The organism is Burkholderia sp. M6-3 (assembly GCF_050858985.1).
GTDB lineage: Bacteria > Pseudomonadota > Gammaproteobacteria > Burkholderiales > Burkholderiaceae > Paraburkholderia > Paraburkholderia caledonica.
Map to the genome: position 1 here is coordinate 3,554,754 of NZ_CP110090.1, position 26,284 is coordinate 3,581,037.

At 63.2% G+C, this 26,284-nt stretch carries 22 protein-coding genes and 1 riboswitch; of the genes, 11 read left to right on the top strand and 11 right to left on the bottom strand.

Annotation, left to right across the window (positions count from 1 at the left end; translation table 11 throughout):
* Positions 1-32: 32 nt before the first annotated feature.
* Both thiS and OH764_RS15560 read right to left on the bottom strand, forming a co-directional pair.
* Complete coding sequence (gene thiS / locus OH764_RS15555) at positions 33-230, bottom strand: sulfur carrier protein ThiS (RefSeq protein ID WP_006052269.1); 198 nt, start codon at positions 228-230, stop codon at positions 33-35.
* Positions 231-301: 71 nt separating this feature from the next.
* Positions 302-1,432 carry a glycine oxidase ThiO gene (locus OH764_RS15560; RefSeq protein WP_498847372.1) on the bottom strand — a complete coding sequence of 377 codons (1,131 nt, stop codon included), beginning with the start codon at positions 1,430-1,432 and terminating at the stop codon, positions 302-304.
* Between the two features lie 218 nt (positions 1,433-1,650).
* A riboswitch (TPP riboswitch) is annotated at positions 1,651-1,774 on the bottom strand.
* Between the two features lie 381 nt (positions 1,775-2,155).
* On the opposite strand from OH764_RS15560, the gene OH764_RS15565 reads away from it, so the two are divergent.
* The 5 genes from OH764_RS15565 to OH764_RS15585 all read left to right on the top strand — a co-directional run bounded on the left by OH764_RS15565 (position 2,156) and on the right by OH764_RS15585 (position 6,987).
* Positions 2,156-3,907: an ABC transporter ATP-binding protein/permease gene (locus OH764_RS15565; protein WP_498847373.1), complete on the top strand. Its 1,752-nt coding sequence runs from the start codon at positions 2,156-2,158 to the stop codon at positions 3,905-3,907.
* Positions 3,904-4,746, top strand: coding sequence for an SDR family NAD(P)-dependent oxidoreductase (locus OH764_RS15570; protein WP_498847374.1), 843 nt, complete (start codon positions 3,904-3,906; stop codon positions 4,744-4,746). Before OH764_RS15565 ends, OH764_RS15570 begins: the two co-directional genes overlap by 4 nt.
* A 209-nt stretch (positions 4,747-4,955) precedes the next feature.
* Positions 4,956-5,417: a hypothetical protein gene (locus OH764_RS15575; protein WP_498847375.1), complete on the top strand. Its 462-nt coding sequence runs from the start codon at positions 4,956-4,958 to the stop codon at positions 5,415-5,417.
* An 85-nt stretch (positions 5,418-5,502) separates the two neighbouring features.
* Positions 5,503-6,144, top strand: coding sequence for a hypothetical protein (locus tag OH764_RS15580; RefSeq protein WP_498847376.1), 642 nt, complete (start codon positions 5,503-5,505; stop codon positions 6,142-6,144).
* A gap of 99 nt (positions 6,145-6,243) precedes the next feature.
* Positions 6,244-6,987: a response regulator gene (locus OH764_RS15585; RefSeq protein ID WP_020070623.1), complete on the top strand. Its 744-nt coding sequence runs from the start codon at positions 6,244-6,246 to the stop codon at positions 6,985-6,987.
* Positions 6,988-7,089: 102 nt separating this feature from the next.
* Here the strand turns inward: OH764_RS15585 and OH764_RS15590 are convergent, their stop codons facing one another.
* The 4 genes from OH764_RS15590 to OH764_RS15605 form a co-directional block, all read right to left on the bottom strand.
* A complete protein-coding gene (locus tag OH764_RS15590) occupies positions 7,090-7,758 on the bottom strand; it encodes a flagellar basal body L-ring protein FlgH (RefSeq protein ID WP_498847377.1) in 669 nt (222 codons plus the stop codon).
* 66 nt (positions 7,759-7,824) lie between these two features.
* Positions 7,825-8,574 (bottom strand): hypothetical protein, encoded by a 750-nt coding sequence (locus tag OH764_RS15595; RefSeq protein ID WP_498847378.1) that lies wholly within the window; start codon positions 8,572-8,574, stop codon positions 7,825-7,827.
* A gap of 3 nt (positions 8,575-8,577) precedes the next feature.
* Positions 8,578-8,775, bottom strand: a complete 198-nt coding sequence (locus OH764_RS15600; RefSeq protein WP_498847379.1) for a DUF6726 family protein — start codon at positions 8,773-8,775, stop codon at positions 8,578-8,580.
* A 15-nt stretch (positions 8,776-8,790) separates the two neighbouring features.
* The gene (locus OH764_RS15605; protein ID WP_498847380.1) at positions 8,791-8,982 is read right to left on the bottom strand and encodes a hypothetical protein; all 192 of its coding nucleotides are present in this window, start codon (positions 8,980-8,982) and stop codon (positions 8,791-8,793) included.
* Positions 8,983-9,460: 478 nt separating this feature from the next.
* Here OH764_RS15605 and OH764_RS15610 point away from each other — a divergent pair, with 478 nt between their 5' ends.
* Both OH764_RS15610 and OH764_RS15615 read left to right on the top strand, forming a co-directional pair.
* The gene (locus OH764_RS15610; RefSeq protein WP_020070618.1) at positions 9,461-10,201 is read left to right on the top strand and encodes a response regulator; all 741 of its coding nucleotides are present in this window, start codon (positions 9,461-9,463) and stop codon (positions 10,199-10,201) included.
* Positions 10,198-11,523, top strand: a complete 1,326-nt coding sequence (locus tag OH764_RS15615; protein ID WP_498847381.1) for a two-component system sensor histidine kinase family protein — start codon at positions 10,198-10,200, stop codon at positions 11,521-11,523. Before OH764_RS15610 ends, OH764_RS15615 begins: the two co-directional genes overlap by 4 nt.
* A 224-nt stretch (positions 11,524-11,747) precedes the next feature.
* On the opposite strand, the gene OH764_RS15620 is transcribed toward OH764_RS15615, so the two are convergent.
* Positions 11,748-12,692 (bottom strand): tyrosine-protein phosphatase, encoded by a 945-nt coding sequence (locus OH764_RS15620; RefSeq protein ID WP_498847382.1) that lies wholly within the window; start codon positions 12,690-12,692, stop codon positions 11,748-11,750.
* A gap of 360 nt (positions 12,693-13,052) precedes the next feature.
* Here OH764_RS15620 and OH764_RS15625 point away from each other — a divergent pair, with 360 nt between their 5' ends.
* Together OH764_RS15625 and OH764_RS15630 are read left to right on the top strand one after the other, a co-directional pair.
* Entirely contained in the window at positions 13,053-14,312 is a 1,260-nt protein-coding gene (locus tag OH764_RS15625) for an MFS transporter (protein WP_498847383.1), read from the top strand.
* Positions 14,313-14,369: 57 nt separating this feature from the next.
* Entirely contained in the window at positions 14,370-15,680 is a 1,311-nt protein-coding gene (locus OH764_RS15630; RefSeq protein WP_498847384.1) for a D-amino acid dehydrogenase, read from the top strand.
* A gap of 153 nt (positions 15,681-15,833) precedes the next feature.
* On the opposite strand, the gene OH764_RS15635 is transcribed toward OH764_RS15630, so the two are convergent.
* The 3 genes from OH764_RS15635 to OH764_RS15645 form a co-directional block, all read right to left on the bottom strand.
* The gene (locus OH764_RS15635; protein ID WP_498847385.1) at positions 15,834-17,303 is read right to left on the bottom strand and encodes a glutamate synthase subunit beta; all 1,470 of its coding nucleotides are present in this window, start codon (positions 17,301-17,303) and stop codon (positions 15,834-15,836) included.
* 128 nt (positions 17,304-17,431) lie between these two features.
* Positions 17,432-22,135, bottom strand: a complete 4,704-nt coding sequence (locus OH764_RS15640) for a glutamate synthase family protein (RefSeq protein ID WP_498847386.1) — start codon at positions 22,133-22,135, stop codon at positions 17,432-17,434.
* Between the two features lie 294 nt (positions 22,136-22,429).
* Positions 22,430-23,137: a transposase gene (locus tag OH764_RS15645; RefSeq protein ID WP_020070611.1), complete on the bottom strand. Its 708-nt coding sequence runs from the start codon at positions 23,135-23,137 to the stop codon at positions 22,430-22,432.
* Positions 23,138-23,324: 187 nt separating this feature from the next.
* Here OH764_RS15645 and OH764_RS15650 point away from each other — a divergent pair, with 187 nt between their 5' ends.
* Complete coding sequence (locus OH764_RS15650) at positions 23,325-24,050, top strand: OmpW/AlkL family protein (RefSeq protein WP_498847387.1); 726 nt, start codon at positions 23,325-23,327, stop codon at positions 24,048-24,050.
* 359 nt (positions 24,051-24,409) lie between these two features.
* Entirely contained in the window at positions 24,410-24,790 is a 381-nt protein-coding gene (locus OH764_RS15655) for an ElaB/YgaM/YqjD family protein (RefSeq protein WP_020070608.1), read from the top strand.
* 245 nt (positions 24,791-25,035) lie between these two features.
* On the opposite strand, the gene OH764_RS15660 is transcribed toward OH764_RS15655, so the two are convergent.
* Complete coding sequence (locus OH764_RS15660) at positions 25,036-26,241, bottom strand: deoxyguanosinetriphosphate triphosphohydrolase family protein (protein WP_498847388.1); 1,206 nt, start codon at positions 26,239-26,241, stop codon at positions 25,036-25,038.
* Positions 26,242-26,284 lie beyond the last annotated feature (43 nt).

Genomic DNA, 26,284 nt, shown 5'->3' on the forward strand with positions numbered 1-26,284 from the left:
GCATGTCCTGGTCTCCTGCAATGCGTGGCGGCTTAGCCGCCGGCCACGGGTTGCACGACATCGAGCTTGTCGCCCGGTTGCAGCGCGCGCGCCGCGTGCTGCGTGCGTGCGACGAAATCGCCGTTGAGCGCGACGGCGAACGGCGGCCGCGCGCCGTAGGCAGCGAGCGCATCGGCGACAGTCGCGCCTTCTGGCAGCGACAGCGGCTTCTGGTTGATGTGAATGTCCATGATGTTCGAATACGGTTCAGTCGATGGCTAAAGCACAAGCGTGCTAACGGCACTGCTGCACGGTTCGGCGCTCATGCCGGCTCCCGCGCACAATCGTGCTGGAAAAGCTCGCTCCAGCGCGCGCCGCGCTGCCAGTCCGCGAATGCGTCGGCGTTGCCGATGCGCCCCTCCAGCAGCGCCGACGCGAAGCGCACGGCTTCGTCGGCGACTTCGGGCACGATCATGTAGCCGTGCCGGTAAAGGCCGTTCACCCGTAGCGTCTGCGCGCCGTCCCACAGCAATGCCGGCCGATGATCCGGCAAGGTCGGGCGGCACTGCGAATTCAACTCCAGAATGCGCGCCTCGCCAAAGCCCGGATGCACGGAAAACGCAGCGCTCAGAAGCTCCAGCGCGGAACGCACGCTGACGGGCGACATGTCCTCGCCTTCCACCTCGGTTGCGCCGATCACGTAGAGATTGTCCTGCTTCGGTGCAATGTAGAGCGGATAGCGCGGATGCAGCAGCCGAACCGGGCGCGTCAGGTCAATGCCTGGCGCATGCACGCGTGCGACTTCACCGCGAATGCCCCGCAGTGTTGGCAGCGCGGCTTTTGCGCCGAGGCCGCGGCAGTCGATCGTGACGCGAGCGGGCGGCAGCGCAGCGTCGCTAACAGGTGTATTCCAGTGAGTCTGAACGCCGCGTTGCGCAAGCCCCGCTGCAAGCGCGCGAAGCACCTGGCGGTTATCGAGCTGGCCCTCGCGCGGCAGGAGCCACCCTTGACTAAAGCGTCCCGCCAGCGCCGGCTCGGCTGCACCGAGCTGGGCGCCGGCCAGCGGGACGAAGCCGCCGTCCAGCAATTCGGCCGGCGCGTTCGAGCGCACGCGTCGTTCGAACAATGGCGCCTCGGTGCGATCCGCGTGATGCCAGACGACGAGCGTGCCATTGCGCTGAAAGAACACCGGTTCGGGCAGTTCAGCCAGCACTTGCGGCCACGTATCGAGCGAAGTCGCGCCCAATCGCGTGATCAGAAGTTCGGCACTCGCGGCTTCGGCGAGCGGCGCCAGCATCGCGGCGGCGACCCACGCGGCGGCTTGCGAACCGGCTGCGTCGCCGCGTTCATAAAGCGCGACGCGATGCCCTTGCCCGGCGAGCCGCCACGCGACGAGGCGTCCGCACAGGCCGCCGCCGAGCACTGCGAAATCGGGTTGTGCAGAGCGGCTCATCGTGCGCACTCCCATCCAATGCACCGCGCAACGGCAACGCAGTGCACGCCACCGGCGACGTGACAAGGAGCAAGAAACATAACTGAAGAATAGGCGGTCATCGAGTCCTTTCCGTACGGCCAAAAAGAAGCGCGTACCCAGGACGAAACCGGCGGGCAAGGCCGGCCAGGCAATAGCGTGCTTCAATGAAGAACGCCGCCCGGCGGGGAATGGAAGACTGGTTGCTTCCGGAAACTTCCCGCGCCGGTATTACCCGGATCGGGTGCAAAGGGTCTCTCTCAGCCTCGCTGCCGCAGCGTGAAAATCACGCCGCTCAAGTGCGAAGCACCCCTGTTTCGTCGAAGGTCATTAGACCATAAAAGGCGCGGCGCTCGCAAACGAGCGGCGCGCGGCATTGCACGCGCCTTGATCCGGCACCGGGTTGGGCGTCACCCATATCGGCGGCGCGGCGCTCTGGCACAATGCCAGCAGAGATGGCGCGGCGAACGCGGCACGACGCGAGTCCTGGCGGCGCGAAGTCGCGGCGACGCAGGCGAAACCCCCGCGGCGCGATCGCCGGAAAACTCGCGCCGATCATTAATTTTCGCTTAAGGGCTTCGCGCCAGAATCGGCAATCGCACCGGTGGTGCTTGCCGGGTGACGCCACCCGCACACGCACGAATATTCGCAACGGGCCGGCCTGCGTGGGTCGGCCCGAATGGAACAGCACTCCTCAGGACGCTCATGACAACGAATACATCCGCCAGCCGCGCGCTGCCGCCAGACGAGAAAGTCTCCGCCTGGAGCCTGATCAAGCCCTACTGGGTGTCGGAAGAACGCAAGACGGCGTGGGCCTTGCTTCTCGCGATCATCGTGATGAATCTGCTGGTCGTGTGGATCAACGTCCGGCTCAACCGCTGGAGCGCCGACTTCTACAACGCGCTGCAAACCAAGAACGTGCGCGACTTCCCGCATCTGCTGATGGTGTTTTCGGGCCTCGCCTTCGGCTACATCATTCTCGCGGTCTACGGGCGTTACATGCGGCAGATGCTCGGGTTCCGCTGGCGTCAGTGGCTCACCACGCGCTATCTGAACGAGTGGCTGCACGACAGCGCGTTCTACCGGATCGAGCGCGACCGCCTCGCCGACAACCCCGACCAGCGGATCAGCGACGACCTTCAGTCGTTCGCCACCACGACGCTGTCGCTCACGCTCGATCTGCTGTCCACGGTCGTCACGCTAGTGTCGTTCATCACGATCCTGTGGTCGCTCGCCGGCGCGCTGACCATCGCGCTCGGCGGCGTACCGCTGCAGATCCCCGGCTATATGGTGTGGGCGGCCGCGCTTTACGCGGTGGTCGGATCGCTCGTGATCCAGAAAGTCGGCCACCCGCTCGTGCCGATCAACTATCAGGCACAGAAAGTCGAGGCGGATTTCCGTTTCGGCCTGATCCGTCTGCGCGAAAACGCGGAGCAGATCGCGTTCTACAACGGCATGGACACGGAGAAGAAAAACGCGCATTCGCTGTTCGGCCGGATTCGCGACAACTGGTGGCAGGTCATGAAGTACACGAAGCGATTGACCTTCGTGCTCAGCTTCTATGGCCAGATCGCAATTATTTTCCCGCTCGTCGTGGCCGCGCCGCGTTATTTCGCGGGCGCCTTCACGTTCGGCGTGCTGATGCAGATTTCGAGCGCGTTCGGCACCGTCAGCGATTCGTTCTCGTGGTTCATCAACAGTTACTCGACACTCGTCGAGTGGCGCGCGACCGTGAACCGGTTGCGCGAATTCAAGCGGGTCGTGCATGCGCCGCACCTGAAGGAATCGGTGTCGCCGGCCACCGCGCACGGCGGCATCAACCTGCATTTCGTCGACGCCGACTCGCTCACCACCGACCGCCTCAAACTCGCGCTGCCCAACGGCACTCCGCTATCGCGCATCCGCGATATCGCGATCGAACCCGGCTCACGGTGGCTCGTGCGCGGCCCGTCGGGCTCGGGCAAGAGCACGCTGATGCGCGCGCTCGCCGGCCTCTGGCCATTTGGCGACGGCTCGATAGACGCACCGGTCAACGCCCGCATGATGTTCATCCCGCAGGTCAGCTACATGCCGATCGGCACGCTGAAGGCTGCGCTCACCTATCCGTCGGCAGCCGACACTTATACCGACGAGGAATGCCGCGAGGCGCTCGTCACCTGCCATCTGTCGCAGTACGCGGACCGTTTGCAGGAATCTGGGCACTGGACGCGCATGTTGTCGCCGGGCGAGCAACAGCGCCTTGCCGCGGCACGCGTGCTGCTGCACAAGCCGGACTACCTGTTCCTCGACGAAGCGACGAGCGCGCTCGACGCCGAAAACGAAGCGCGGCTCTATCGCCTCTTCACCGAGCGCCTGCCGAAGGCGGCGATTGTCAGCGTCGCGCACCGCGAATCGCTTGCTGCGTTCCATGACGAGACGCTCGAAGTCGAGCGTGCCAGCGAAGCGGTCGCCGCATGACTTCCGGCAGCGGTGCGACGAGCGGCAGCAACGCGGCTTTCGAGCGCGTCGTACTGATCACCGGCGCGGGGTCGGGCATCGGGGCCGCGCTCGCCCGACGGCTCGCCGCCCTGCGGATGGTCGCGCAGGAGACAAGCGCCGCGATCGGCGCTCCACGCACTGCGCTGATGTTGCACGCACGCGGCGCCGATCACGAATCGCGTCAGCGTCTCGCGCAAGTTGCCGCCGAGTGCAGCGCGAACGGGGCGGCCTGCGCCACCGTCTTCGGCGACCTCGCTGAGCGAGGCGCAGCCGAACATGTGGTGCATCAAACGCTCGCGACCTTTGGCGCGCTGGATCAACTGGTCGCCAACGCAGGCCACGCGCAGCGCCAAACGCTGCAGACACTCGACCTCGACACGTTGGGCGCGGCCTTCGCAGCGATGCCCGCCGCGTTCGCAGCGCTTGTGAAACGCGCCACGCCGGCACTCGAAACATCGAGGCGCGGACGCGTGGTCGCGCTCAGTTCATTTGTCGCACACCGTTATCGCGCCGACGCGCCATTCGCCGCCACAGCTGCCGCCAAGGCGGCGCTGGAATCGCTCGCGAAAACCGCGGCCGCCGAACTCGCGCCGCATGGCGTGACCGTGAATTGCGTGGCGCCAGGCTATACGCGCAAGGATCGCGGGCCGAGCCCCGATAACGCCGCGGTGTGGACGCACGCGGCCGAGGCGACGCCGCTTGGCCACATCGCCGAGCCGGCCGATGTCGCGGCACTGATTGCCTTTTTGCTTTCCGACGAAGCGCGTCACATCACCGGCCAGGTGATTCACGTCGACGGCGGTTTGACCCTGGGTTGAACCACCGGGCTGAGTCACCGACGCCACCGACGCGATCGTCTCGCGGGCGCACATCCGCGCAAGATCCGGAAACACGAAAGAACCGTTCGAAAGCATTTGCGAAGCGAGCGAGCTTTTCCGCCCTTTGAAAAGAGCCGACAACAGCGACGATAGTCGTGCGAGCCGTCCCCGCGGCCCGCAGTCATTCACTGCTAACGGACTCTTCGCTCATGTCACTCGATCGCCGCTCTCCTCATTTCACTCACCGCCTCGCGCTTGCTCTCGGCACGGCCATGCTGCTCGCGAGCGCCGCGCAAGCAGCACAAACCACTTCGCCCAACGAACCGGCTGACGTGTGCCCTGCGCTCAAGCACATCGTCGAGGCGTCCGACTTCAAGCAGTTGCATACGCAACCGGCCGCACAACTGCCGGGCGTCGCAAGTGCGGAAGATTGCCGCTCCAACGCGCACGCGTACGACTGCCACTGGCGCACGCACTGGCAGGCCGACGGAGTGGTCAACGATCCGCTCGAAGAAATCGGCGCGGACATCGCCGCCTGCTTTCCGAACGTCGTGCACGACGTCAATACGCCGACACGCCAGCACTTCGTCGTCACGACCGCCGAGCGACGCGTCAACGTGACGGCGAGCGTGCAAGGGCAGAACGAATTGCGTCTTCGCGTCTCGCGCTAGGCGTCGGGACGATGCGCGCCTTCCTGCGTCTCGCGCAGACGGTCGATCTCTGTTGCCTGTCCTCATCGCCATCTGGCTCTGCTTCATGACCTTCCTGCCTGGCACACGCGCTAACGCCTTCACGCGAGCACCTCGTGCGGCCTGGACCAGGTTGCGGCGGCCGAGCGCAAAGCTCGTTGCCTGCACCACGCTGACGGTGGGGCTGAACGGCTGCGCGTGGACGCTGATCCAGGCAGCCGACGCCACCGGCTCCGTGATCCAGGCCGGCTATGCGATCGCCGCCAACTATTCGTCGCCGACCTTCGTGAACGGCCGTCCCGCCGATGTGCGACATGTCTGCATCGAAGTGAATCAGACGGTGTCGGTGGGCGACTTCGTGCCGGCGCTGCAACTCGCGCTGGATCGGCGCGGCATTCGTTCGGATGTCTACAACCCCGGTACTTCGCCCGCCGGCTGCGAGGCGCGCCTCGTCTACAACGCCGCGATCGACTATGGCCGCCGTTCGTTCAGCGACGAGTCGATCCAGTACCTGTCGATCATCGACTTGACGCTCGTGCAGAGCGGTCGCGTCCTCGTCACCGCGCGCTATCAGACGGGCGGCCTGAACACCGACCGTTTCTCTTCGGCGTCGACCAAGCTCAATGGCCTCATCGACAAGATGGTCGTCGATCAGACCGACTTCAGCCGCCAGACGCTGCAAACAGTTCAGACCTCGCAGGTCAATTGAACAGCGCTCATTGCTCGCGCACTGTTTGTCTTACTCAGGAAAGGTTTGGAAAGCATCAACCGCTTTGCTGCGCTCGCGCCGATCACTAAGATGATCTGAATGAACCAATCCATTCTGGTCGTCGACGACGACCCCGTCGTACGTGAGCTCGTCAGCCAGTATCTGGAAGGGCGCGGCTTCAAGGTCGCCACGCTCGAGCATGGCATGGCACTGCAGCGCAAGCTTCAGGACGAGCGCCCGGCGCTGATCGTGCTCGACATCATGATGCCCGAGCTCGACGGCATCAGCGCGCTGCGCGCGTTGCGCGTCGCGGGCGACGATATTCCCGTGATCCTTCTCACTGCGCGCGCGGATCCGATCGACCGCGTGATCGGTCTGGAACTCGGCGCGGACGATTACCTCGGCAAGCCGTTCGAACCGAGTGAACTGGTGGCGCGAATTCGCACGGTGCTGCGGCGTCGCGGCTCGGTTGCGCCGAGCGCACCGGAACAGCGCGCGCCGTATCGCTTTGGCCGCTTCGAAGTCAACTTCCCGGCGCGCGAACTGCGCCTCGACGGCGAGCGCATCACGCTGCGTTCGAGCGAATTCGCGATGCTGAAAGTGTTCGTCACGCACGCGATGACAGTGCTCACGCGCGCGCAGCTGCTCGAAAAACTGCACGGCAATAGCGAGGCGCATCGCAACCGCAGTCTCGATGTGTCGATCTGGCGCTTGCGCCGTCTGATCGAGGTCGATCCGTCAGAGCCGCGCTATGTGCAAACGGTGTGGGGGCGCGGCTACGTGTTCGTCCCGGACGGCGAGATCGGCGCGGCTGAGCGCGGCCCAACTGCGCTTTCACAGTAAGCGTGACAAGCGCCGCAGCGACACGAGGTTAGACTCAAGCACGACGCGGACATAACAGAGAGGCGGCGCAAATACAGCCCGCCGCGTTGCGTCGCGCCCACTTCAAAAAGTCAGCACGCTAAGAAACATTCGTTGCAGCCAACCCATGGTGGTCGCATCGGGGAGCATCCCCACGCCCGCCTGTTCGATGCGTGCATTTGCGACCTTGCTGGAAGCCACGTAGTTACCTGCTTCGATATCCTTAGGATTGATGACGCCCGACAGTCGCAGCCGGTCACGGTTGCCGCTCATCGAAATGATTTTTTCACCGGACACGACCAGGTTGCCCGTGGGCATCGTGCCGATCACCGTGACGGCGAGCGTGCCGGTCATGCCGCTCGCGTCGGTCAGGCTGCCCTGCCCTTTGAACTCGGTGCTTGCTGAACCGACGTTGAAGAGTCTTGCGAGCCGGGCGGCGGCTCCGGTCGAATGATCGGCGGCATCCGCAGTGATGCTGCTTGCACGGCTTGCCGCTGCAGTCGAACTATTGTTGCCGCTATATGACTCCGACAGGCGAATCGTGAGCACGTCGCCAATGTGCTGCGCGCGCGGCGTCTCGTACAGCACCATCAGCGTGCCGGCCTGGTAGATCGCGCCCTGCGTGTTGACGTTCAGCGGCGCGGACACGAGCGGCGGCGCCATCGGCGTTTCGACGATTGACTTCTGTCCGCTGGAGCAAGCCGATAGACCCACCACCGCGCACATCGCCGCGGAAAAACGAAGCTTAGGCATTGTTTTACTCCCTGGCCTGATCGGCCTCATCTTCGAGTGGATTGGCTGTCAAGGGCGCATGGCGCCTCAACCGGCTTCCGCATCGCTTGCCTGCCACTGCCGCACTACCGACTTGACCCACGCGTCGGAACCCTTGAGCAGGTAAGTCAGCGTGCCGTTGCGAGTGCCGGGCAAAAAACACAACGTGATCGAACTCACCGCGTTCTCCCATACGTAGACCGGCAGCGCGCCTGGCGCCGTCACGTTCTGAGTCGCGTGACGCGGCGGGCCATAGCGCTCCGCTAGCGCCTCGCGCAAGTCCTCGGCAGTGACTTCGTCGATCACGAATGAGATTTCGTACAGACGCAGCGCGCTTTGTTCTTCGCGCTGCGTTTCGGTCCTGCTTTCGCTTCGTCCCCCGATACGCGCGAAGCGCAGCACGTGCTCGGACGCCGGCGCGCCATCGACCACCGCTTGCGACAGCGCCCAACCGTTGTCGTCGCGATGTGCCCAGCGGCACGCGACCGTCAAACTCTCGTGCGACTTCAGCCGCATGCCGAGCACGCCCGCCTGCACATCCGTCTCGCAGACCGGCACGCTGCCGATCGGCGTCGCGCGCACCTTCGAGCCCGCGCGGAATTCGTCGAGCGTGATGCCAAGCGCAATGCCGCGGAAGGCGAACGGTGTGTCCTGCGCGCGCCGCCGCGCGTCGGCCAAAGCGTCCTTCGACGCAGGAGCCGCCGCGCTGGCTTCGCGCGCCGCCGGTTGCGCCGGCACAGCCAGCGAAAACGTGCTGCAAACGAGCGCCAACGCGCAGGCAATCCGTTGGGGAGTCATGATTCAGTCGATCGCGGATGAACACATGTCGAACGGGCTGGCCGCCGCATGGCCGACGACCGGGATGATTTTCAGCGTGGCTGAAGTGAGCCGGCAGGGCAGCGCGGCAACGGCACAGCCGCCGAGCGGCAACAGCACCGCGCCGAGCGCGAGCCACACAGCGGCGCGGACGAAACGCTCAACGATTTTCGGAGTCGACACGCGGGCCTCGGCAGATCAGGCCGTCGTGTTGACGTGGTGACCGACGAGGCCCGCGGGCGCCGAAGGCTGCGGCTGCGTTGCGGAAGCCTTGGCTTGCGCCGCGCCGCCGATACTTGCGGAATTGCCTGCAGACGTGGGCTTTTCCGTCGTTTTGGTGGGCGCGACTGCAGAGAAGTGGGTGGAACTGAGGTTGCCTGGAACGGTCATGATGAGCCTCGCATGGTTTGGCGGAATGTCGGTCTTGCGCCGTCTATGCCGGACAGGGCCGTTAAGCATTTGCGGCGTGTGGCGCTACGTATTGCAGGACGAATCTTCGCGCCGCCGGGGCCGTGGCGATGCACGAAGAAAGACGCGCTTTCCGGCGGTTCTTACGACCGGTTTCGAACGATTGCCACTACTTCCCGGTGTGCGCAAACTGTTTCCGGAAAGCGGCCTGCGGCATGAGAAAGCCGTTCGACGCGATGCGCGACGTTGGCGGCCGCGTGGTCATCGCGTGGTCATCGCGTGGTCATCGCAGAGTCACCGCGTTGGCAACCGCGTTGCCAAATATGGCAGCGGTGAAATATGCTGTGTGCCTTGGGTGACGGGACTTACGCGCCAACGCGTCGATTCCGCGCAGCGCCGGGTAAGCATTGGTAAGAAAACAGTCGGCCGCGCGTTGCGCGCGTCAGTCTAGAATTTCGCCATGAATCCACAGGTCCTTATCGTCGACGACGATCCGGTCGTACGCGATCTGCTTTGCAAGTTCTTGCAGTCGAACGGCTTCGACGCGTCGGTGCTGCATGACGGCACCCATCTCCAGCGCAGGCTCGAGCGCGAACGGCCATCGGTTGTCGTACTCGACATCATGATGCCGAACACCGACGGCCTACGCGCGCTCACCGCGCTGCGCGCCGCCGGTGACGACATTCCGGTGATCTTCGTCACGGCGCGCGGCACGGTGGCGGACCGCATAGTCGGGCTCTCGCTCGGAGCAGACGACTATCTGACCAAGCCCTTCGATCCGCGTGAATTGCTCGCGCGCATCCACACCGTTCTGCGCCGCCGCGGCCCTTCGACTACCAGTGCACCCGAAGCGCGCAAACCGTACAAGTTCGGTCCGTTCGAACTGGACTTCGCCACGCGCTCGCTTTCGCGTGCGGACTCGAAGCTCCCGTTGCGCGACAGTGAGTTCGCGCTGCTGAAGATCTTCGTGAACAATCCCTATAAGGTGTTGTCGCGCGTGCTGATTCACGACCTCGTGCATCGAGACAATCTCGCATTCCGCGACCGCAGTCTTGATGTGCCGATCTGGCGGCTGCGCCGCGTGATCGAGGACGATCCGTCCAATCCGTGCTATGTGCAAACAGTGCGCGGCAAGGGTTACGTCTTCGTGCCCGACGCAGACGGCACACCGTTCTCCGACGAGGCCGCCTCGAACGCATGAGAAACCCGCTGAACACGCTGTTCGGCAGAATGGCGTTGCTTTCGACGGCGGTGCTCTTCGCGATTCAGGCCGGCTGGTTCGTTCTCGTGGTGATGCAGCCGCCGCGTCATGAAGTCGACGGCTTTGCGCGCGGGCTCGTGCTGGTGCTGCAGGCGATCAACGGTGAGCCGATCAAGGGCGCCGCCCTCGCGCCCGCCATGCGCGTGCATCTCGTTCCGACCTGGAACATGCCGCCGAGCATCCATCTGCACGAACCGACGGAACGTCTCGTCGCCGACCTGGCGCGACGCCTGCGCGACGACCTCCCGCCCGGCACGAAGATCGCCGTCGACGACCTGCGTCCGCCGCAACTTTGGGTGTTGTTTCCCGGCAAGTCGAACTGGGTAGTGCTACCGGTCGACCTTCCACCGCCGCCGCGCTTTCTGATCGAATCCGTTTCAATGCTGGCCGCCGCGCTCATCCTGTCGCTGTTCGCGGTCTGGCAGATGCAGCGACCGCTGTCGCGCGTCGCCGATGCCGCGCGTGAGTTCGGTTCAGGCGTCCGGCCACAACCCGTCACAGTGCAAGGTCCGCGCGAACTGCGCGATCTGATCGGCTCGTTCAACGACATGATGCGGCGCCTGAACGAAGCCGGCGACGATCAGGCCGTCATGCTCGCCGGTGTCGCGCACGACCTGAAAGCGCCGCTCACGCGCCTGAAGTTACGCGCGAGCGTTCTGGTAGAAGAAAGCGAACGTGCGGGCTTGATACGCGATGTCGACTCGCTGACGAACATCGTCCAGCAGTTTCTCGAATTTGCCGGTCAATCCGCCGACGCGGGGCCTGCAGTAGAGGTCGACGAGTTCCTGCGCGAACAGTTTTCCGCGAGCGACGGCTTCGCCGAACAAACGGACAGCGGCGACGGCATGGACAGCACTTCCAGCGCCGGGGAGACGCCGCTCTTCGCGCTCCATCTGCGCGCTGGCCCGGCGTTCAAGCTGCCGCGCACGCTGCTTGACCGGCTCGTGACGAACCTCGTCGACAACGCTTTGGAACATGGCGCGCCGCCGGTCGACATCGCCACCGAACGCGGCGACGGGTGTTGGCTCATCAAGGTGCGCGACCATGGCGCGGGCATTCCCGACGAGCGCATTGCCGCGGCGATGAAACCGTTCGTGCGGCTCGACGCCGCGCGGGGCGGCGAAGGCCATTGCGGCCTCGGCCTTGCAATCGTCGCGCGGCTTGCGCACGATCGCGGCGGACGTTGCCATGTACGCAATCACGCGCAGGGCGGCCTGGAGGTGTGTATCGAATTACCGGCTGCGTCTGCCGCGACCGCATAAGGCGCTAGCTGTTGCCGCGAATGAGCGCCGCGACCGGTCCGCTTACGTCACCTTACCGGATCGCTTATCGCGTGGCCGGCGGCCGTATAGTCGGCCCCGGCAACCTCGATGCCGCCCTTCTCAGTCCGCCCGCTTGTTCGGGGCGGATTTTTTTTCCCACGGTTTATACGCGGGTTCCATGCGCGGATTCGTCCGGCTCCAGCGAATGACTTTCCCTGCGCTCTTCAAACGACAAGCCGGCTGCGCAAACTCTCGATAGCCGACTCCGACACGCCAAGGCCTTCGGTCAGATAGCGCGTCATCGTGCCGTAGCTTGCCTGCACCTGATCGAAGCCCGCCTGCAGATAGCTTTCCTGAACGCCGAGCAAGGGCTCCTGGATCGCGGCGAGCGCATCGCCCTCCTGCGCACGCAAAGTTTCCTTCTGCGACCTGATCGCCTGTGCACGATAGACGTTGCTCAGCAGGTAGTCCTGCATGATGACGTCGAGCGGCACGTTAGCAATGCTCTGCAACAACGCGGCAACCCAACCCGCGCGATCCTTACCGGCGTTCGAATGGAACAGCTGCGCGCCCGCGCCATCGGCCAGCTGACGGAGCAGCGCCCCGTAGTTCGCCCGCTGCGCGGCGCCGGTTACATAGGCGCGAGCCTCGGACTCCATGAACGCCGTCGCGCCGCCCGCAGAATTGAAGGCGGGCGTGATGAAGTCGCGAGCGCCAAGTACATTCAACGTCTGCGATACGGTGGCACGCGGCAGGATATCGGCCGTCCGCTCGATCTCGCCTGGCGTGCGCAAATCGAAGATGCTGGCAATGCCGAGACTTTCGATTTCGGTCCGGTCAGCCACGCTGAGCGCGAGCACGTTCGCGCGGAAGAACACGCCTCGACGCATCGTTTTGCCGTCGGCAGTTGGATAACCTGCGGCTGCGCCCGCGACATCGCGGAAATTGTCGACCGAGGCCAGTCGCGGCGTCTCGCCCTGCTCGCTTTCCAGGTTGCCGCCGCCGCACGCGGAGAGCAGCGAACCGCCGATACCGGACGCCAGCAGCACGCTTGCGGAACCCTTCAGGAACGTCCTGCGCGACCCGCTCGCGGCAAGTTGGCGCGCGGGCACGGCCACGCGCGCAAAGTGGCGGCAAGGTTCCGGGCAGATTTTCGCGGTGGCGGACATTAGGCGATGAGATGTAGCGGGCGCGAGTGTGAGCGAATAATGTGCAGCCAATGCGCTGCGTGCGCAGTGTAACGGCGTTCATTATCTTTTTGGTTACGGCGTATTAGTTCGTAAGCAACGGCTTTTGCGAGCTTTCGCCCTCTTGCATGCATCGGCCGGTATGCCGTCCGGCGTGCGTTCACCCGATCCGTTTCTCACGCATCTCGTCTGTTATCTACTGCTTACCCTTTGCTGCCATGATCGCTGCGATGTTCGCTGCCATTTTTGACCACAACTGGCCGCATGTTGCCTCGTCCCCGTAGAATAGAAACACCTCCCACGAGCCGCCGGCACACAAAAAACCAGGAGAACACAACAAACATGCCCTCTCTCCAATGGTTCACCGAACTGACGCAGCGGGAACGCCGCACCCTTTACGCCGGTTTCGGCGGCTATGCGGTCGATGCGTTCGATTTCATGATCTACTCGTTCCTCATTCCGACGCTGATCGCGACGTGGGGCATGACCAAAAGCGAAGCGGGCATGATCGCCACGAGTTCGCTCATCTCGTCGGCGTTGGGCGGCTGGCTTGCCGGCATTCTGGCCGATCGGTACGGCCGCATCCGCGTGCTTCAATGGACGATCGCCACCTTCGCGCTATTCACGTTTCTGTCGGGCTTCACGCATTCATTCTGGCAGTTGCTCGCCACACGCACCCTGCAAGGAATCGGCTTCGGCGGTGAATGGTCGGTCGTGACGATCATGATGGCCGAGACGATCCGCTCGCCGCAGCATCGCGCGAAAGCCGTGGGCACCGTGCAAAGCAGCTGGTCGTTCGGCTGGGCAGCGGCGGCGATCGTCTACTGGGCATTTTTTGCGTTGCTGCCTGAACAGTATGCGTGGCGTGCGTGCTTCTGGATCGGTCTGCTGCCCGCGGCCTGGATCATCTACATTCGCCGCAACGTCAGCGACCCCGACATCTATCTGCAGACACGCCGTGCACGTGAGACCGGCTTCGAAACTGCGCATTTCCTGCAGATTTTCTCGGGGCCGCACTTGCGCATCACACTACTTGGCAGCGCGTTGTGCACCGGCATGCTCGGCGGTTATTACGCGATCACCACGTGGCTGCCCACCTATCTGAAGACCGTGCGTCATCTGTCCGTGTTCAACACGAGCGGCTATCTGATCGTGCTGATCGTCGGCTCGTTCACCGGTTATATCGTGGGCGCGATCTTGTGCGACAAGATCGGACGCCGCGCGTCCTTCATTCTGTTCGCGATCGGCTCGTTCGTGCTCGGCATGGTCTACACGATGCTGCCGATCACCGACGGCATGATGCTTGCGCTCGGATTTCCACTCGGCATAGTCGTGCAAGGGATTTTCGCGGGTGTGGGCGCCTATTTGTCGGAGCTTTATCCCAATGCGATTCGCGGCTCCGGGCAAGGCTTCTGCTACAACCTTGGGCGCGGCTTCGGCTCGTTCTTTCCGATCCTCGTCGGCACACTTTCGCAGGGCATGTCTCTGGTGAAGGCAATGGGCATCGTCGCCGGTGCGGGTTATCTGCTCGTGATCGTCGCCGCGGTGTGTCTGCCAGAAACCAAGGGCAAGGTGCTCGGCACGGCCAGTCCTGCCGCCTGACTTTGTCGTTGATTTCTGCCGCTGATTTCTGCCCGCTGATTCCTGCCGTCTAAGCACATGAAAACGATTGTTCTGGGAGGCGGCGTGATCGGCGTCGCTACCGCTTTCTACCTGCGCCAGCAAGGCTGCGAGGTCACGGTGATCGAGCGGGAGCCGGACGTCGCGCTCGCCACGAGTTTCGGCAACGCGGGCGTGATCGCGCCCGGCTACGTGACGCCGTGGGCCGCGCCGGGCATGCCGGCCAAGATCCTCAAGTACCTGTTCAAGCCAGCGTCGCCGCTCATCTTCCGTCCTACCCTCGACCCGGCTCAATGGCGCTGGATCGCGCGCTGGTTGCGCGAATGCGACCTCGAACGCTTTCGCGTCAACAAGCAGCGGATGCAGCGCATCGCCTATTACAGCCGGGACTGCCTGCACGAATTCCGCAGCCGTCATCCGTTTGATTACGGGCGCAGCCAAGGGTATCTGCAACTCTTTCGCAGCGAGTACGACGTCGAACTCGCGCAACCGGCGCTGGCTGTGCTGCGCGACGCGGGCATCGCATATCGGGAAGTGAACCCCGCGCAATGCGTCGATATCGAGCCGGGTTTGCGCTGGGCGCGCGCGAGTCCGGTCTCGGGCATTCATCTTCCCGACGACGAAGCCGGCGACTGCGCCCGCTTCACGCGCGAATTACGAGCTATCTGCGAGCGCCACGGCGTGCAGTTTCGCTTCGACACGCGCGTGACATCGCTCGACGTGCAAGGCGGTGCGGTCCGCGGTGTGCGTGTGGAAAGTGAAGCCGGTGGACGACCGGACGGTGCAAACGGTGCAAACGGTGCAAATGGCGCCGCTGAAATCGTACAGGCCGATAGCGTCGTGGTGGCGCTGGGCGTCGACAGTGCGGCGCTGCTTGCACCGCTCGGCGTGAAGGTGCCGCTCTATCCGGTGAAGGGGTATTCGGCAACGCTGCCCGTGATCGATGATGAGAAAGCCCCACGGGCCGCGCTCATGGACGAGTCGCTCAAGACAGCCATCACGCGCTTTGGCAACAACCTGCGGGTGGCGGGCACGGCCGAGTTGGGCAACCGGCAGACCACGCTGCGCGAGCAGGCGCTACAAACGCTGATGAAAGTGCTGGATGACTGGTTTCCGCATGCCGCCGCGCCGACGTCCGCACACTTCTGGGTGGGTCGCCGCCCGATGACGCCCGACGGCGCACCACTGCTCGGACCTTCGGGCATCGACAATTTGTGGCTCAACCTGGGGCACGGCTCGACGGGCTGGGCGATGTCGATGGGCTCGGCGCGGGTGGTCGCCGATCTGATCACGCGGCGCAAGCCGGAGATCGATCTCGACGGGCTTACGTTGGCGCGTTATGGGAAGTGACGCGGCGGGCTGAATCACAAGCAGCACATATGAAAAAACCGGGTCACCCTGTCGGGTGCCCGGCTCTGTTTTATCGCATTGATGTGCCTTCTGACGTGCCGCTTCGTGCACCGCTTAACGGACGACGCCGTTGCGGCAAACCAGCAGCGACGTTTAGCGCGGCAGGTCCGAATGCCCCATCAGGAAAGCATCGACCGAACGTGCGCACTGACGGCCTTCGCGAATCGCCCACACCACGAGCGACTGGCCGCGGCGCATATCGCCGGCAGTGAACACCTTGTCCACCGACGTGTAGTACGCCTTGTCACCTTCGGTGGTGGCCCGCACGTTACCGCGCGCGTCCTTGTCGACGCCGAAGGCTTCCAGCACAGGCGATACCGGCTGCGTGAAGCCCATGGCGAGGAGCACCAGGTCGGCCTTCATTTCGAACTCGGAGCCCGGCACTTCGACCATCTTGCCGTCCTTCCATTCGACGCGCGCCGCGATCAACTTCTCGACTTTGCCGTTCTTGCCTTCGAGGCGCTTGGTCGCGACAGCCCAATCGCGCGAACAGCCTTCCTCATGCGACGACGACGTGCGCAGCTTGATCGGCCAGTACGGCCACACGAGCGGCTTGTTCTCTTCTTCCGGCGGTTGGGGCAGCAGTTCGAATTGCGTGACACTTTTCGCGCCGTGACGGTTCGACGTGCCCACGCAGTCCGAACCGGTATCGCCGCCGCCGATCACGACGACGTGCTTGCCCTTCGCGAGTAACTGGTTCGGGACTTTGTCGCCGGCATTGACCTTGTTCTGCTGCGGCAGGAATTCCATCGCGTAATGGATGCCTTCCAGTTCGCGGCCCGGCACCGCCAGATCGCGCGGCGTTTCCGAACCGCCGGCTACCACGACCGCGTCGAAGTCTTCCTTCAACTGGTCCGGCGTGATGGTTTCCTTTGCTGTATTGCCGATGTAGGCCGGCAGCGAATCGGCCTTACCGACGAACACGTTGGCGCGGAACGTCACGCCTTCGGCTTCCATCTGGCGCATACGGCGATCGATCAGCCACTTCTCCAGCTTGAAGTCGGGAATGCCATAGCGCAGCAGACCGCCAATGCGGTCGTTCTTCTCGAACACCGTCACATCGTGACCGGCGCGCGCGAGTTGCTGAGCGACCGCCAGACCGGCAGGACCGGAACCGACCACGGCAACCTTCTTGCCGGTCCTGTGCTTCGGCGGCTGCGGCGCGACCCAGCCTTCGGCCCATGCCTTGTCGATGATTGCGTGTTCGATCGACTTGATGCCGACAGGGTCGTCGTTGATGCCGAGCGTGCATGCCGCTTCGCACGGCGCCGGGCAGATGCGGCCCGTGAACTCCGGGAAGTTGTTCGTGGAGTGCAACACCTCGATCGCCGTCTTCCAGTCCTGTTGGAACACCAGGTCGTTGAAGTCCGGAATGATGTTGTTCACCGGGCAGCCGTTGTTGCAGAACGGAATGCCGCAGTCCATGCAACGTGCGCCTTGAACCTTCGCTTCGTCGTCGGTGAGTGCCGCGACGAATTCCTTGTAGTGCTTCACGCGTGTGAGCGGAGCTTCATACGCCTCGTGGCGGCGCTCGAACTCGAGAAAACCGGTTGCCTTGCCCATGTGGTTCTCTTCTCTATCTGTATCTAGGGGGTGATCTGAACCCGCCGCAGCGCGCCGTTGAAGGGTCGCGCGCGGCAGGTACGGCTAAAGGTGACGTCTCTGTGCGAAAGCAGTCGAGCGGTCTGCGCTCAGGCGGCGAGAACTTCTTTATTCGCCTTCTTCGCTGCCATTTCGCCCAGCGCGCGCTTGTACTCGGTCGGGAACACCTTCACGAATTGACGGCGCGACGCGTCCCAGTTTTCGAGCAGCGCTTTTGCACGCGGCGAGCCCGTGAACTGGAAGTGACGTTCGATGAGACCCTTGAGCAGCGCTTCGTCGGTCGCGCCGGCGTGCCACAGGCTTTTGTCGACGGTGCGCTCCTGTTCGGCCTGCTGCAGAACCGGCTCGAGCGCAACCATCGACTTGTTGCACTTACCCGCGAACGTGTTGTCCGGGTCGTACACGTAGGCGATGCCGCCCGACATGCCGGCCGCGAAGTTACGGCCGGTTTCGCCGAGCACGATGACCGTGCCGCCCGTCATGTATTCGCAGCCGTGGTCGCCCGTGCCTTCGACAACCGCCGTCGCACCCGAGTTACGCACGCAGAATCGCTCGCCAGCCACGCCGCGGAAGAACGATTCGCCTTCGATCGCGCCATACATCACCGTGTTGCCGCAGATGATGTTCTCTTCCGACTTGCCGCGGAAATCGTTCGTGGGACGGATGATGATGCGCCCGCCCGACAAGCCTTTGCCGACGTAGTCGTTGCCGTCGCCGACCAGATCCAGCGTGATGCCCTTCGCGAGGAACGCGCCGAAGCTCTGACCCGCAGTACCCTTCAACTGGATGTGAATGGTGTCGTCGGGCAAGCCGTCGTGGCCGTACTTCTTCGCGATCGTGCCGGACAGCATCGCGCCGACCGTACGATTGACGTTGCGCACCGGCTGGATGAACGAGACGTGCTCGCCGTTCTCGATGGCCGCCTTCGCTTTTTCGATCAGCGTGTGGTCGAGCGCGCGGTCCAGACCGTGGTCCTGGTCTTCCACATGCTTGCGCGCGACTTCAGCCGGCACTTGCGGCAGATAGAACACGCGCGAGAAGTCGAGACCCTTCGCCTTCCAATGCTCGATGCCCTTCTTCGTGTCGAGCAATTCGGCGTGACCGATCAGGTCGTCGAACTTGCGAATACCCAGTTGCGCCATGATTTCGCGCGCTTCTTCCGCAACAAAGAAGAAGAAGTTGACGACGTGTTCCGGCTGGCCCTTGAACTTGGCCCGCAGCACCGGGTCTTGCGTCGCGACGCCGACCGGGCAGGTGTTCAGGTGGCACTTGCGCATCATGATGCAGCCTTCGACGACGAGCGGCGCCGTCGCAAAGCCGAACTCGTCGGCGCCGAGCAGCGCGCCGATCACGACGTCGCGGCCGGTCTTCATCTGACCGTCGGCCTGCACGCGGATACGTCCGCGCAACTGGTTGAGAACCAGTGTCTGCTGCGTTTCGGCGAGGCCGAGTTCCCACGGCGTGCCGGCATGCTTGACCGACGACAGCGGCGACGCGCCGGTGCCGCCGTCGTGGCCTGCGATCACGACGTGGTCGGCCTTCGCCTTGGCGACGCCCGCTGCGACCGTGCCGACACCGGATTCCGACACCAGCTTCACCGACACGCTAGCCGCCGGATTCGCGTTCTTCAGGTCGTGAATGAGCTGCGCCAGATCTTCGATCGAGTAGATGTCGTGGTGCGGCGGCGGCGAAATGAGACCGACACCCGGCACCGAGTAACGCAGCTTGCCGATGTACTCGGACACTTTGTGGCCCGGCAACTGGCCGCCTTCGCCCGGCTTCGCGCCCTGCGCCATCTTGATCTGGATCTGATCGGCCGAGGCGAGGTATTCCGCCGTCACGCCGAAACGGCCCGACGCGACCTGCTTGATCTTCGAGCGCAGCGAATCGCCTTCCTTCAACGGGATGTCGACAATCACCTCATCGCCGATCACGGACTTCATCGTGTCGCCGTTCTTGATTGGAATGCCGCGCAGTTCGTTGCGATAGCGGTTTTCGTCCTCGCCGCCTTCGCCGGTGTTCGACTTGCCACCAATGCGGTTCATCGCGACCGCCAGCGTGGCGTGCGCTTCCGTGCTGATCGAGCCGAGCGACATTGCACCGGTGGCAAAACGCTTGACAATTTCCTTCGCCGGTTCCACCTCGTCGAGGGGAATCGCCTTGGTCGGGTCGAGCTTGAATTCGAACAGACCGCGGAAGGTCATGTGACGCTTGGTCTGGTCGTTGATCAGATGCGCGTATTCCTTGTACGTCTGATACGAATTGCTGCGCGCCGAGTGTTGCAGCTTGGCGATCGCATCCGGCGTCCACATGTGTTCTTCGCCGCGCACGCGGTACGCGTATTCGCCGCCTGCGTCGAGCATGTTCGCGAGGATCGGGTTGTCGCCGAACGCGTCGCGGTGCAGACGGATCGCTTCTTCCGCAACGTCGAAGAGACCAATGCCGCCGACCTTCGACGAAGTGCCCTTGAAGTACTTTTGCACAAGATCTTCAGCAAGGCCGACTGCTTCGAAAATCTGCGCGCCGGTGTATGACATGTAGGTCGAAATGCCCATCTTCGACATGACTTTCTGCAAGCCCTTGCCGACTGCCTTCGTGAAGTTGTAGACCGCCTTTTCCGGCGACAGGTCGCCCTTCAGGCCGGCTGCGAGCTGGCCGAGCGTTTCCATCGCCAGGTACGGGTGCACGGCTTCCGCGCCGTAGCCGGCCAGCAGCGCGAAGTGGTGCGTTTCGCGCGCGGAGCCGGTTTCGACGACGAGACCCGTGCTGGTACGCAAGCCTTGCTGCACGAGGTGCGTGTGAATGGCCGCCGTGGCGAGCAGCGCCGGAATCGCGACGTTGTCGCGGTCGGTCTTGCGGTCGGACACGATCAGCATGTTGTAGCCGGACTTGACGGCGTCGACGGCTTCCGCGCACAGCGACGCGAGACGCGCCTCGATGCCTTCCTTGCCCCACGCGACCGGATAGCAGATGTTCAGTTCGTACGAGCTGAACTTGCCGCCCGTGTACTGATCGATCGCGCGGATTTTCGCGATGTCCTTGAAGTCGAGCACAGGCTGCGACACTTCGAGACGCATCGGCGGGTTGATGTTGTTGGTGTCGAGCAGGTTCGGCTTCGGTCCGACGAACGACACGAGCGACATCACCATGTTTTCACGGATCGGGTCGATCGGCGGGTTCGTGACCTGCGCGAACAGTTGCTTGAAGTAGTGATAGAGCGTCTTGTTCTTGTTGGACATGACCGCGAGCGGCGAGTCGTTGCCCATGGAGCCGACCGCTTCTTCGCCGGCTTGCGCCATCGGCGCCATCAGGAACTTGAGGTCTTCCTGCGTGTAGCCGAACGCCTGCTGGCGATCCAGCAAAGCAGCGGCTTCGCGGCGCTCGGTCGCGACGTCTTCGGCCTTCGGCTCGATCTCGTCGAGCTTGATGCGCACAGCGTCGATCCAGCTCTTGTACGGCTTGGCGTTCGCGAGGTTGTCCTTCAGTTCCTTGTCGTCGATGATGCGGCCGTGTTCCATGTCGATCAGGAACATCTTGCCCGGCTGCAGACGCCACTTCTTGACGATCTTCGACTCAGGGATAGGCAGCGTGCCCGCTTCCGACGCCATGATGACGAGGTCGTCGTCGGTCACGATGTAGCGCGCCGGACGCAGCCCGTTACGGTCGAGCGTCGCGCCGATCTGACGGCCGTCGGTGAACGCGATCGCAGCGGGGCCGTCCCACGGCTCCATCATCGCGGCATGGTATTCGTAGAACGCGCGGCGGTTGTCGTCCATCAGCGTGTGCTGTTCCCAGGCTTCCGGGATCATCATCATCATTGCGTGGACGAGCGGGTAGCCGGCCATCACCAGCAGTTCGAGACAGTTGTCGAACGAGGCGGTGTCCGATTGGCCCGGATAGATCAGCGGCCACAGCTTCGGCAAATCGTCGCCAAGCACGTGCGACGCGATTGCGCCGGTACGCGCGTTCAGCCAGTTGACGTTGCCCTTCACCGTGTTGATTTCGCCGTTGTGGGCGATCATCCGGTACGGGTGGGCCAGTTCCCAGGCGGGGAACGTGTTGGTCGAAAAGCGCTGGTGCACGAGCGCGAGCGCCGAAACGGTGCGCTCGTCCTGCAGGTCGCGGTAGTACACGCCGACCTGACCCGCCAGCAGCAGCCCCTTATAGACGACGGTACGTGCCGACATGGACGGCACGAAATATTCCTTGCCGTGCTTGAGCTTGAGCGCCTGAATGCGGTGGCTCGCGGTCTTGCGGATCACGTAAAGCTTCCGCTCCAGCGCGTCGGTCACCATGATGTCCTTGCCGCGACCAATGAAGATCTGGCGGATCAGCGGCTCGCTCGCCTTGACGGTCGGCGAAATCGGCATGGTATGGTCGACCGGCACGTCGCGCCAGCCGAGCACCACCTGGCCCTCGGCCTTCACCGTGCGCTCCAGCTCCTGTTCGCAGGCAAGCCGCGACGCGTGTTCCTTCGGCAGAAACACCATGCCGACGCCGTATTCGCCGAACGGCGGCAACGTCACGCCCTGCTTGGCCATTTCCTCGCGATAGAAACCGTCCGGAATCTGAATCAGGATGCCGGCACCGTCGCCCATCAACGGATCTGCGCCGACGGCGCCCCGGTGATCGAGGTTCTCGAGAATCTTCAGGCCTTGCTCGATGATCTCGTGGCTCTTCTTGCCCTTGATGTGAGCGACGAAGCCGACGCCGCAGGCGTCGTGTTCGTTTTGCGGGTCGTACAACCCTTGGGCGGCGGGAACCGGGTGAACCGGTTGCTGGCGATCGTTCATGGGGACACCGTCTGTGAGGGGCCGACAGGCCGTTAAACCGTTTTTCTATTGCCGCACGTGCACACCCGCAACGGCTGAGACGCCTTCGACGCTGCAACGTACGCAGTTCAAAAACGCCGGAATTCGGAATATACGCGACGAATCAACGGAATAGCAAATAAAACGTTATGGTCGATCCCTAATTATCAGTTTGGTGCATTGCGGGTATTTTTTATTGGTTCCATATCAAATATGGGGAAAATAAAACGGCATGTCGTGATGCCGTTTGAAAGACAAACAATTGATTCGATTCGCTTATTGCGCCTGCGGGGTCTCCCGGACCTTGCGAGGCCGCCCACGGGGCAGCGGCGATACGCGCCGGTTCGCCGCCCGGGCCGCCCATTCACGGTACGTGTCGCTGCCGAGCACCCAGCCTTTTAGCGTGGCCTGCTGAAGCTGGCTTGCCTCTCGTTCGTCGAGCGGCTGCTCGCACAACTCGCGGTACGCGCGCTGCCTTTCGAACGGCGTGTTGCCGAGTGACCAGTAGAGCGGATGGTCGGTGATCAGGCTGTCGAGCGTGAGACCGATGTGATGACGGTAGCTCGACCAGCGGTAGTCTTCTGGCGCGCTCGCGAGCTGCATGCGCACCGGGCACATTTCGACGACGCGGCTCGCAAGCAGAAAATACCGCTCGCCCTCGATCACCGTCGCGCGATAACGACCTTCCCATAACGTGCCGCGTCGCGCGTAACGGCGGTTAAAGTGCGCCACATAGCGGCGCCCGACCGCCTGCATCGCTTTCGGCAGGCTCGACTCCTCCGTTGGAGTCACGAGCAGTTGGACCGCGCCCGGCATCAACGCATAAGCGTGGATCGATAAGTGATGATCGCGCGAAGCCGCTTTCATACAGTCGATGAAGAGTTCGTAGTCCTGGTCGTCGACGAACGCAGGCTGCTGATCGAGTCCGCGGAGGATGACGTGCTGCGGCTGGTCAGGAACATAAAGACGTGCAAGCCGTGCCATGCTGAAGTATCCGATAGTCGCGTTGGTACATACCCGAAGGTCCGAGGAGCCGCATGCGCCGGAGGTTCGACGCGGCGCGGCCAGGCCAGGAAGCGCGCCCGGCTTAGGGAGAAAACTCTAACCGGCGCGTATGGTTAGTTTCAAACGTTGTGGTCATAATGAGCGGGCCTTTTTTGGAGGAGCACATATGAAATTAAAACAGGCCGTAACGGGGATCGCGGTGCTAGCCAGCATGACAACAGCAGCACACGCGCAATCGGCCGGTAGTTTTTTCGTCTCAACAGGGTGGTTCCATCTTGCGCCTCAATCGAGTAGCCAGCCCCTGCAAGTAACGAGCATTGGCGGCAGCCCGACCAACATCACAGAAGCCAATACCGGAGCCTCACTGAGTTCGGCCGACACCATTGGCGTGACCGCCGGTTACTTCATTACCGATCACATCGCCACCGAATTCGTGATTGGCTACCCGCCTTCGTTCGACCTGAACGGCACCGGTAGCCTCGAACAATTCGGTAAGCTGGGTCAGGCAAAGCAGTGGAGCCCAACGCTGCTGTTCAAGTACTACTTCAACGCTCCCACTGCCACATTCCGTCCGTATCTCGGTATCGGCGTGAGCCGTATCTGGTTCACCGACGAGAAGATCACCAACGGAGCATTCCAGGCGAACGTCCTGCATGGTCCGACCAGCGTCACTACGGATAGTTCGTGGGAGCCGGTGTTTAATGCGGGTTTCACTTACGCGTTCAATCAGCACTGGTTCGCGGGCGTGTCGGTGTCGTACCTGCCGCTCAGCACCACGGCAAAACTGAACACGCAGGCGCAGACGCCGGTCGGCACGCTCAATGTGCAGTCGCAGACCAAGATCAAGCTGAACCCGATCGTTACCTACGTCAACATCGGTTACCGCTTCTAACACGGCTTGTAACACCGTTCCTCACGCGTGGAACGCTGTGGTTTAGGGTAGTCGAATTCGCGGGGCTTGAACAACGCCGTCATTTATCCAATGGCGGCGTTTTTTATTTTGTGCCGCCAGGACAGCCGCGCGCCGCCTTTACCGATGCAGCGCGTCGCAGCCCGGGTGTGTTTGTAAAACTGACCCGCAAGCGTTGTGCTTCGTGCAATATCTGCTGACGATTTTCGCCCGGCGGCACCGTGCGCCGGGCATTTGGGTTTGGCACCGAAGTTGCGTCCTGCTGGTGTTTCCTGCGTTGCGATGTGGTTTAAGCGTAACCGTGAACGTGGGCCTTTTTTACCCTCATCGACGGAGCGACTATGACAGCACTTCCGAATACGCGAGATGCCCTCGGCGAATCCTGGACCAGCACGAGCCGCCGCGCGCGGCGTATTGCGCGCCACAGCCGCGACGCGGCTGAAGACATTGCTGGCGAACTTCGCACGCTAATGTCGGAGCTCGAATCCACGCTGGCCGAAGGAACCCAGGCCGATGCAGTAGCGCTGCGCGGCAAACTGCGCAAGCAGCTCGACAACGCCCGCGCCCGCATGAACGACACGCGCGAGGCCGTACGCGAACGCGCGAATGTAGCGCTCTCGGACGCGGACGACTATGTGCATGAAAATCCGTGGCAGACGCTCGCGATTGTTGGCGGCGTCGCGCTGATCGCAGGCGCGTTGTTCGCCTCGCGCATGCGCTGAATGTTGCGCTGAACCGTGCGCTGAATGTTGCGCTAAAGCGCGCTTGAGCTTGCGCGGAGAAGAGCGCTGAGCAGTGTGGCTCAAGCGCGCGGCCGGGCTGCATGGCGTTAGTGTCCCGTTGCATCGACGCTGTGCAGCCCGATGTGGGAGATCGCCAACCCAGGCGGTCTCTGCCGTGCCTCATCTGCCCGGTTCACCCGAGTTGCGCCCTGCCGTGGCTCTCGCTTGCCACGGCTCGTGCTCGCTCAGTTATCGTCGATCACAAAGAGACGCTGGTACTCCTTCAGCGCGTACCGGTCCGTCATGCCTGCGATGTAATGCGCGATAAGCCGAGGTTGCTGCGTGGTGTCGGTGGACTGGTAGCCCGGAGGCAGCAGCCGAGGATCTTCGGTGAACGCGTCGAACAGACCGACGACCACGCGGCGCGCCTTGTTCGCCATCCGCATCACGCGGTAATGGCGGTACAGGTTCTTGAATAGAAAACGCTTGAGCGCTGCAGCCTGCGCTGCCACCGCTTCGCTATGCGCGACGATCGCCGGCGCGGCGCGCACGGCGTCGAGCGAATCCGGCGCATGACGGGTCAGGTTGAGCTTCGTGGTGTCGATTAGATCGACAATCAGCGTGTTGATGATGCGCCGCACCGTCTCATGGATCAGCCGGCGGCCTTCGATCTGCGGAAAATCGCGCCGCGCGGCTTCATAGTGTGTTTGCCACAACTCAACTTCGGCGAGTTGCTCGACGGTCAGCAAACCGGAGCGCAAGCCGTCGTCCACGTCGTGATTGTTATACGCGATCTCGTCGGCCACGTTCGCGATCTGCGCCTCGATGGACGGCTGGCGTCCTTCGAGAAAACGCTCGCCCAAAGCACCCAGCCGACGCGCGTTTTCGCGCGAGCAGTGCTTGAGAATGCCCTCGCGCGTTTCGAAACACAGATTCAGGCCGTTGTACGCGCCGTAGTGCTCCTCGAGATCGTCAACCACCGCGAGGCTTTGCAGATTGTGCTCGAAGCCGCCGTGCTCGCGCATGCATTCGTTCAGCGCATCCTGGCCGGCATGTCCGAAGGGCGTGTGGCCGAGATCGTGCGCAAGTGAAATCGCTTCGACGAGGTCTTCGTTGACACGCAGGTTGCGCGCCACCGAACGTGCAATCTGCGCGACTTCGAGGCTGTGCGTGAGACGCGTACGAAACAGGTCGCCCTCGTGATTCACGAAAACCTGCGTCTTGTATTCGAGCCGGCGGAACGCCGTTGAATGAACGATCCGGTCGCGGTCGCGCTGGAATTCGGTGCGCGCGCTCGGTGGTGCTTCCGGATAGCGGCGCCCGCGCGAGAGCGCCGAATGCGCGGCATATGGCGCGAGGTGCGCTTCGAGCGCTTCCTGCGTCGGGACGCCGAGCGCTGCGGCGTTCGCCGCGGGTTCCTGCTTTACATCGTCGCTGCGCCTGTCTGTCACCGGGTTCTCCGAAACATGGGCGGCGCCGGTCGACGCCGTGCGC

Excerpts from the sequence above, each read along its gene's own strand:
- OH764_RS15655 (WP_020070608.1), top strand. The coding sequence starts at position 24,410 with ATGACAGCACTTCCGAATACGCGAGATGCCCTCGGCGAATCCTGGACC.
- OH764_RS15610 (WP_020070618.1), top strand. The coding sequence starts at position 9,461 with ATGAATCCACAGGTCCTTATCGTCGACGACGATCCGGTCGTACGCGAT.
- OH764_RS15645 (WP_020070611.1), bottom strand. The coding sequence starts at position 23,137 with ATGGCACGGCTTGCACGTCTTTATGTTCCTGACCAGCCGCAGCACGTC.
- OH764_RS15615 (WP_498847381.1), top strand. The coding sequence starts at position 10,198 with ATGAGAAACCCGCTGAACACGCTGTTCGGCAGAATGGCGTTGCTTTCG.
- OH764_RS15575 (WP_498847375.1), top strand. The coding sequence starts at position 4,956 with ATGTCACTCGATCGCCGCTCTCCTCATTTCACTCACCGCCTCGCGCTT.
- OH764_RS15585 (WP_020070623.1), top strand. The coding sequence starts at position 6,244 with ATGAACCAATCCATTCTGGTCGTCGACGACGACCCCGTCGTACGTGAG.
- OH764_RS15595 (WP_498847378.1), bottom strand. The coding sequence starts at position 8,574 with ATGACTCCCCAACGGATTGCCTGCGCGTTGGCGCTCGTTTGCAGCACG.
- OH764_RS15625 (WP_498847383.1), top strand. The coding sequence starts at position 13,053 with ATGCCCTCTCTCCAATGGTTCACCGAACTGACGCAGCGGGAACGCCGC.
- OH764_RS15565 (WP_498847373.1), top strand. The coding sequence starts at position 2,156 with ATGACAACGAATACATCCGCCAGCCGCGCGCTGCCGCCAGACGAGAAA.
- OH764_RS15590 (WP_498847377.1), bottom strand. The coding sequence starts at position 7,758 with ATGCCTAAGCTTCGTTTTTCCGCGGCGATGTGCGCGGTGGTGGGTCTA.
- OH764_RS15620 (WP_498847382.1), bottom strand. The coding sequence starts at position 12,692 with ATGTCCGCCACCGCGAAAATCTGCCCGGAACCTTGCCGCCACTTTGCG.
- OH764_RS15650 (WP_498847387.1), top strand. The coding sequence starts at position 23,325 with ATGAAATTAAAACAGGCCGTAACGGGGATCGCGGTGCTAGCCAGCATG.
- OH764_RS15630 (WP_498847384.1), top strand. The coding sequence starts at position 14,370 with ATGAAAACGATTGTTCTGGGAGGCGGCGTGATCGGCGTCGCTACCGCT.
- OH764_RS15605 (WP_498847380.1), bottom strand. The coding sequence starts at position 8,982 with ATGACCGTTCCAGGCAACCTCAGTTCCACCCACTTCTCTGCAGTCGCG.
- thiS (WP_006052269.1), bottom strand. The coding sequence starts at position 230 with ATGGACATTCACATCAACCAGAAGCCGCTGTCGCTGCCAGAAGGCGCG.
- OH764_RS15635 (WP_498847385.1), bottom strand. The coding sequence starts at position 17,303 with ATGGGCAAGGCAACCGGTTTTCTCGAGTTCGAGCGCCGCCACGAGGCG.
- OH764_RS15560 (WP_498847372.1), bottom strand. The coding sequence starts at position 1,432 with ATGAGCCGCTCTGCACAACCCGATTTCGCAGTGCTCGGCGGCGGCCTG.
- OH764_RS15570 (WP_498847374.1), top strand. The coding sequence starts at position 3,904 with ATGACTTCCGGCAGCGGTGCGACGAGCGGCAGCAACGCGGCTTTCGAG.
- OH764_RS15640 (WP_498847386.1), bottom strand. The coding sequence starts at position 22,135 with ATGAACGATCGCCAGCAACCGGTTCACCCGGTTCCCGCCGCCCAAGGG.
- OH764_RS15580 (WP_498847376.1), top strand. The coding sequence starts at position 5,503 with ATGACCTTCCTGCCTGGCACACGCGCTAACGCCTTCACGCGAGCACCT.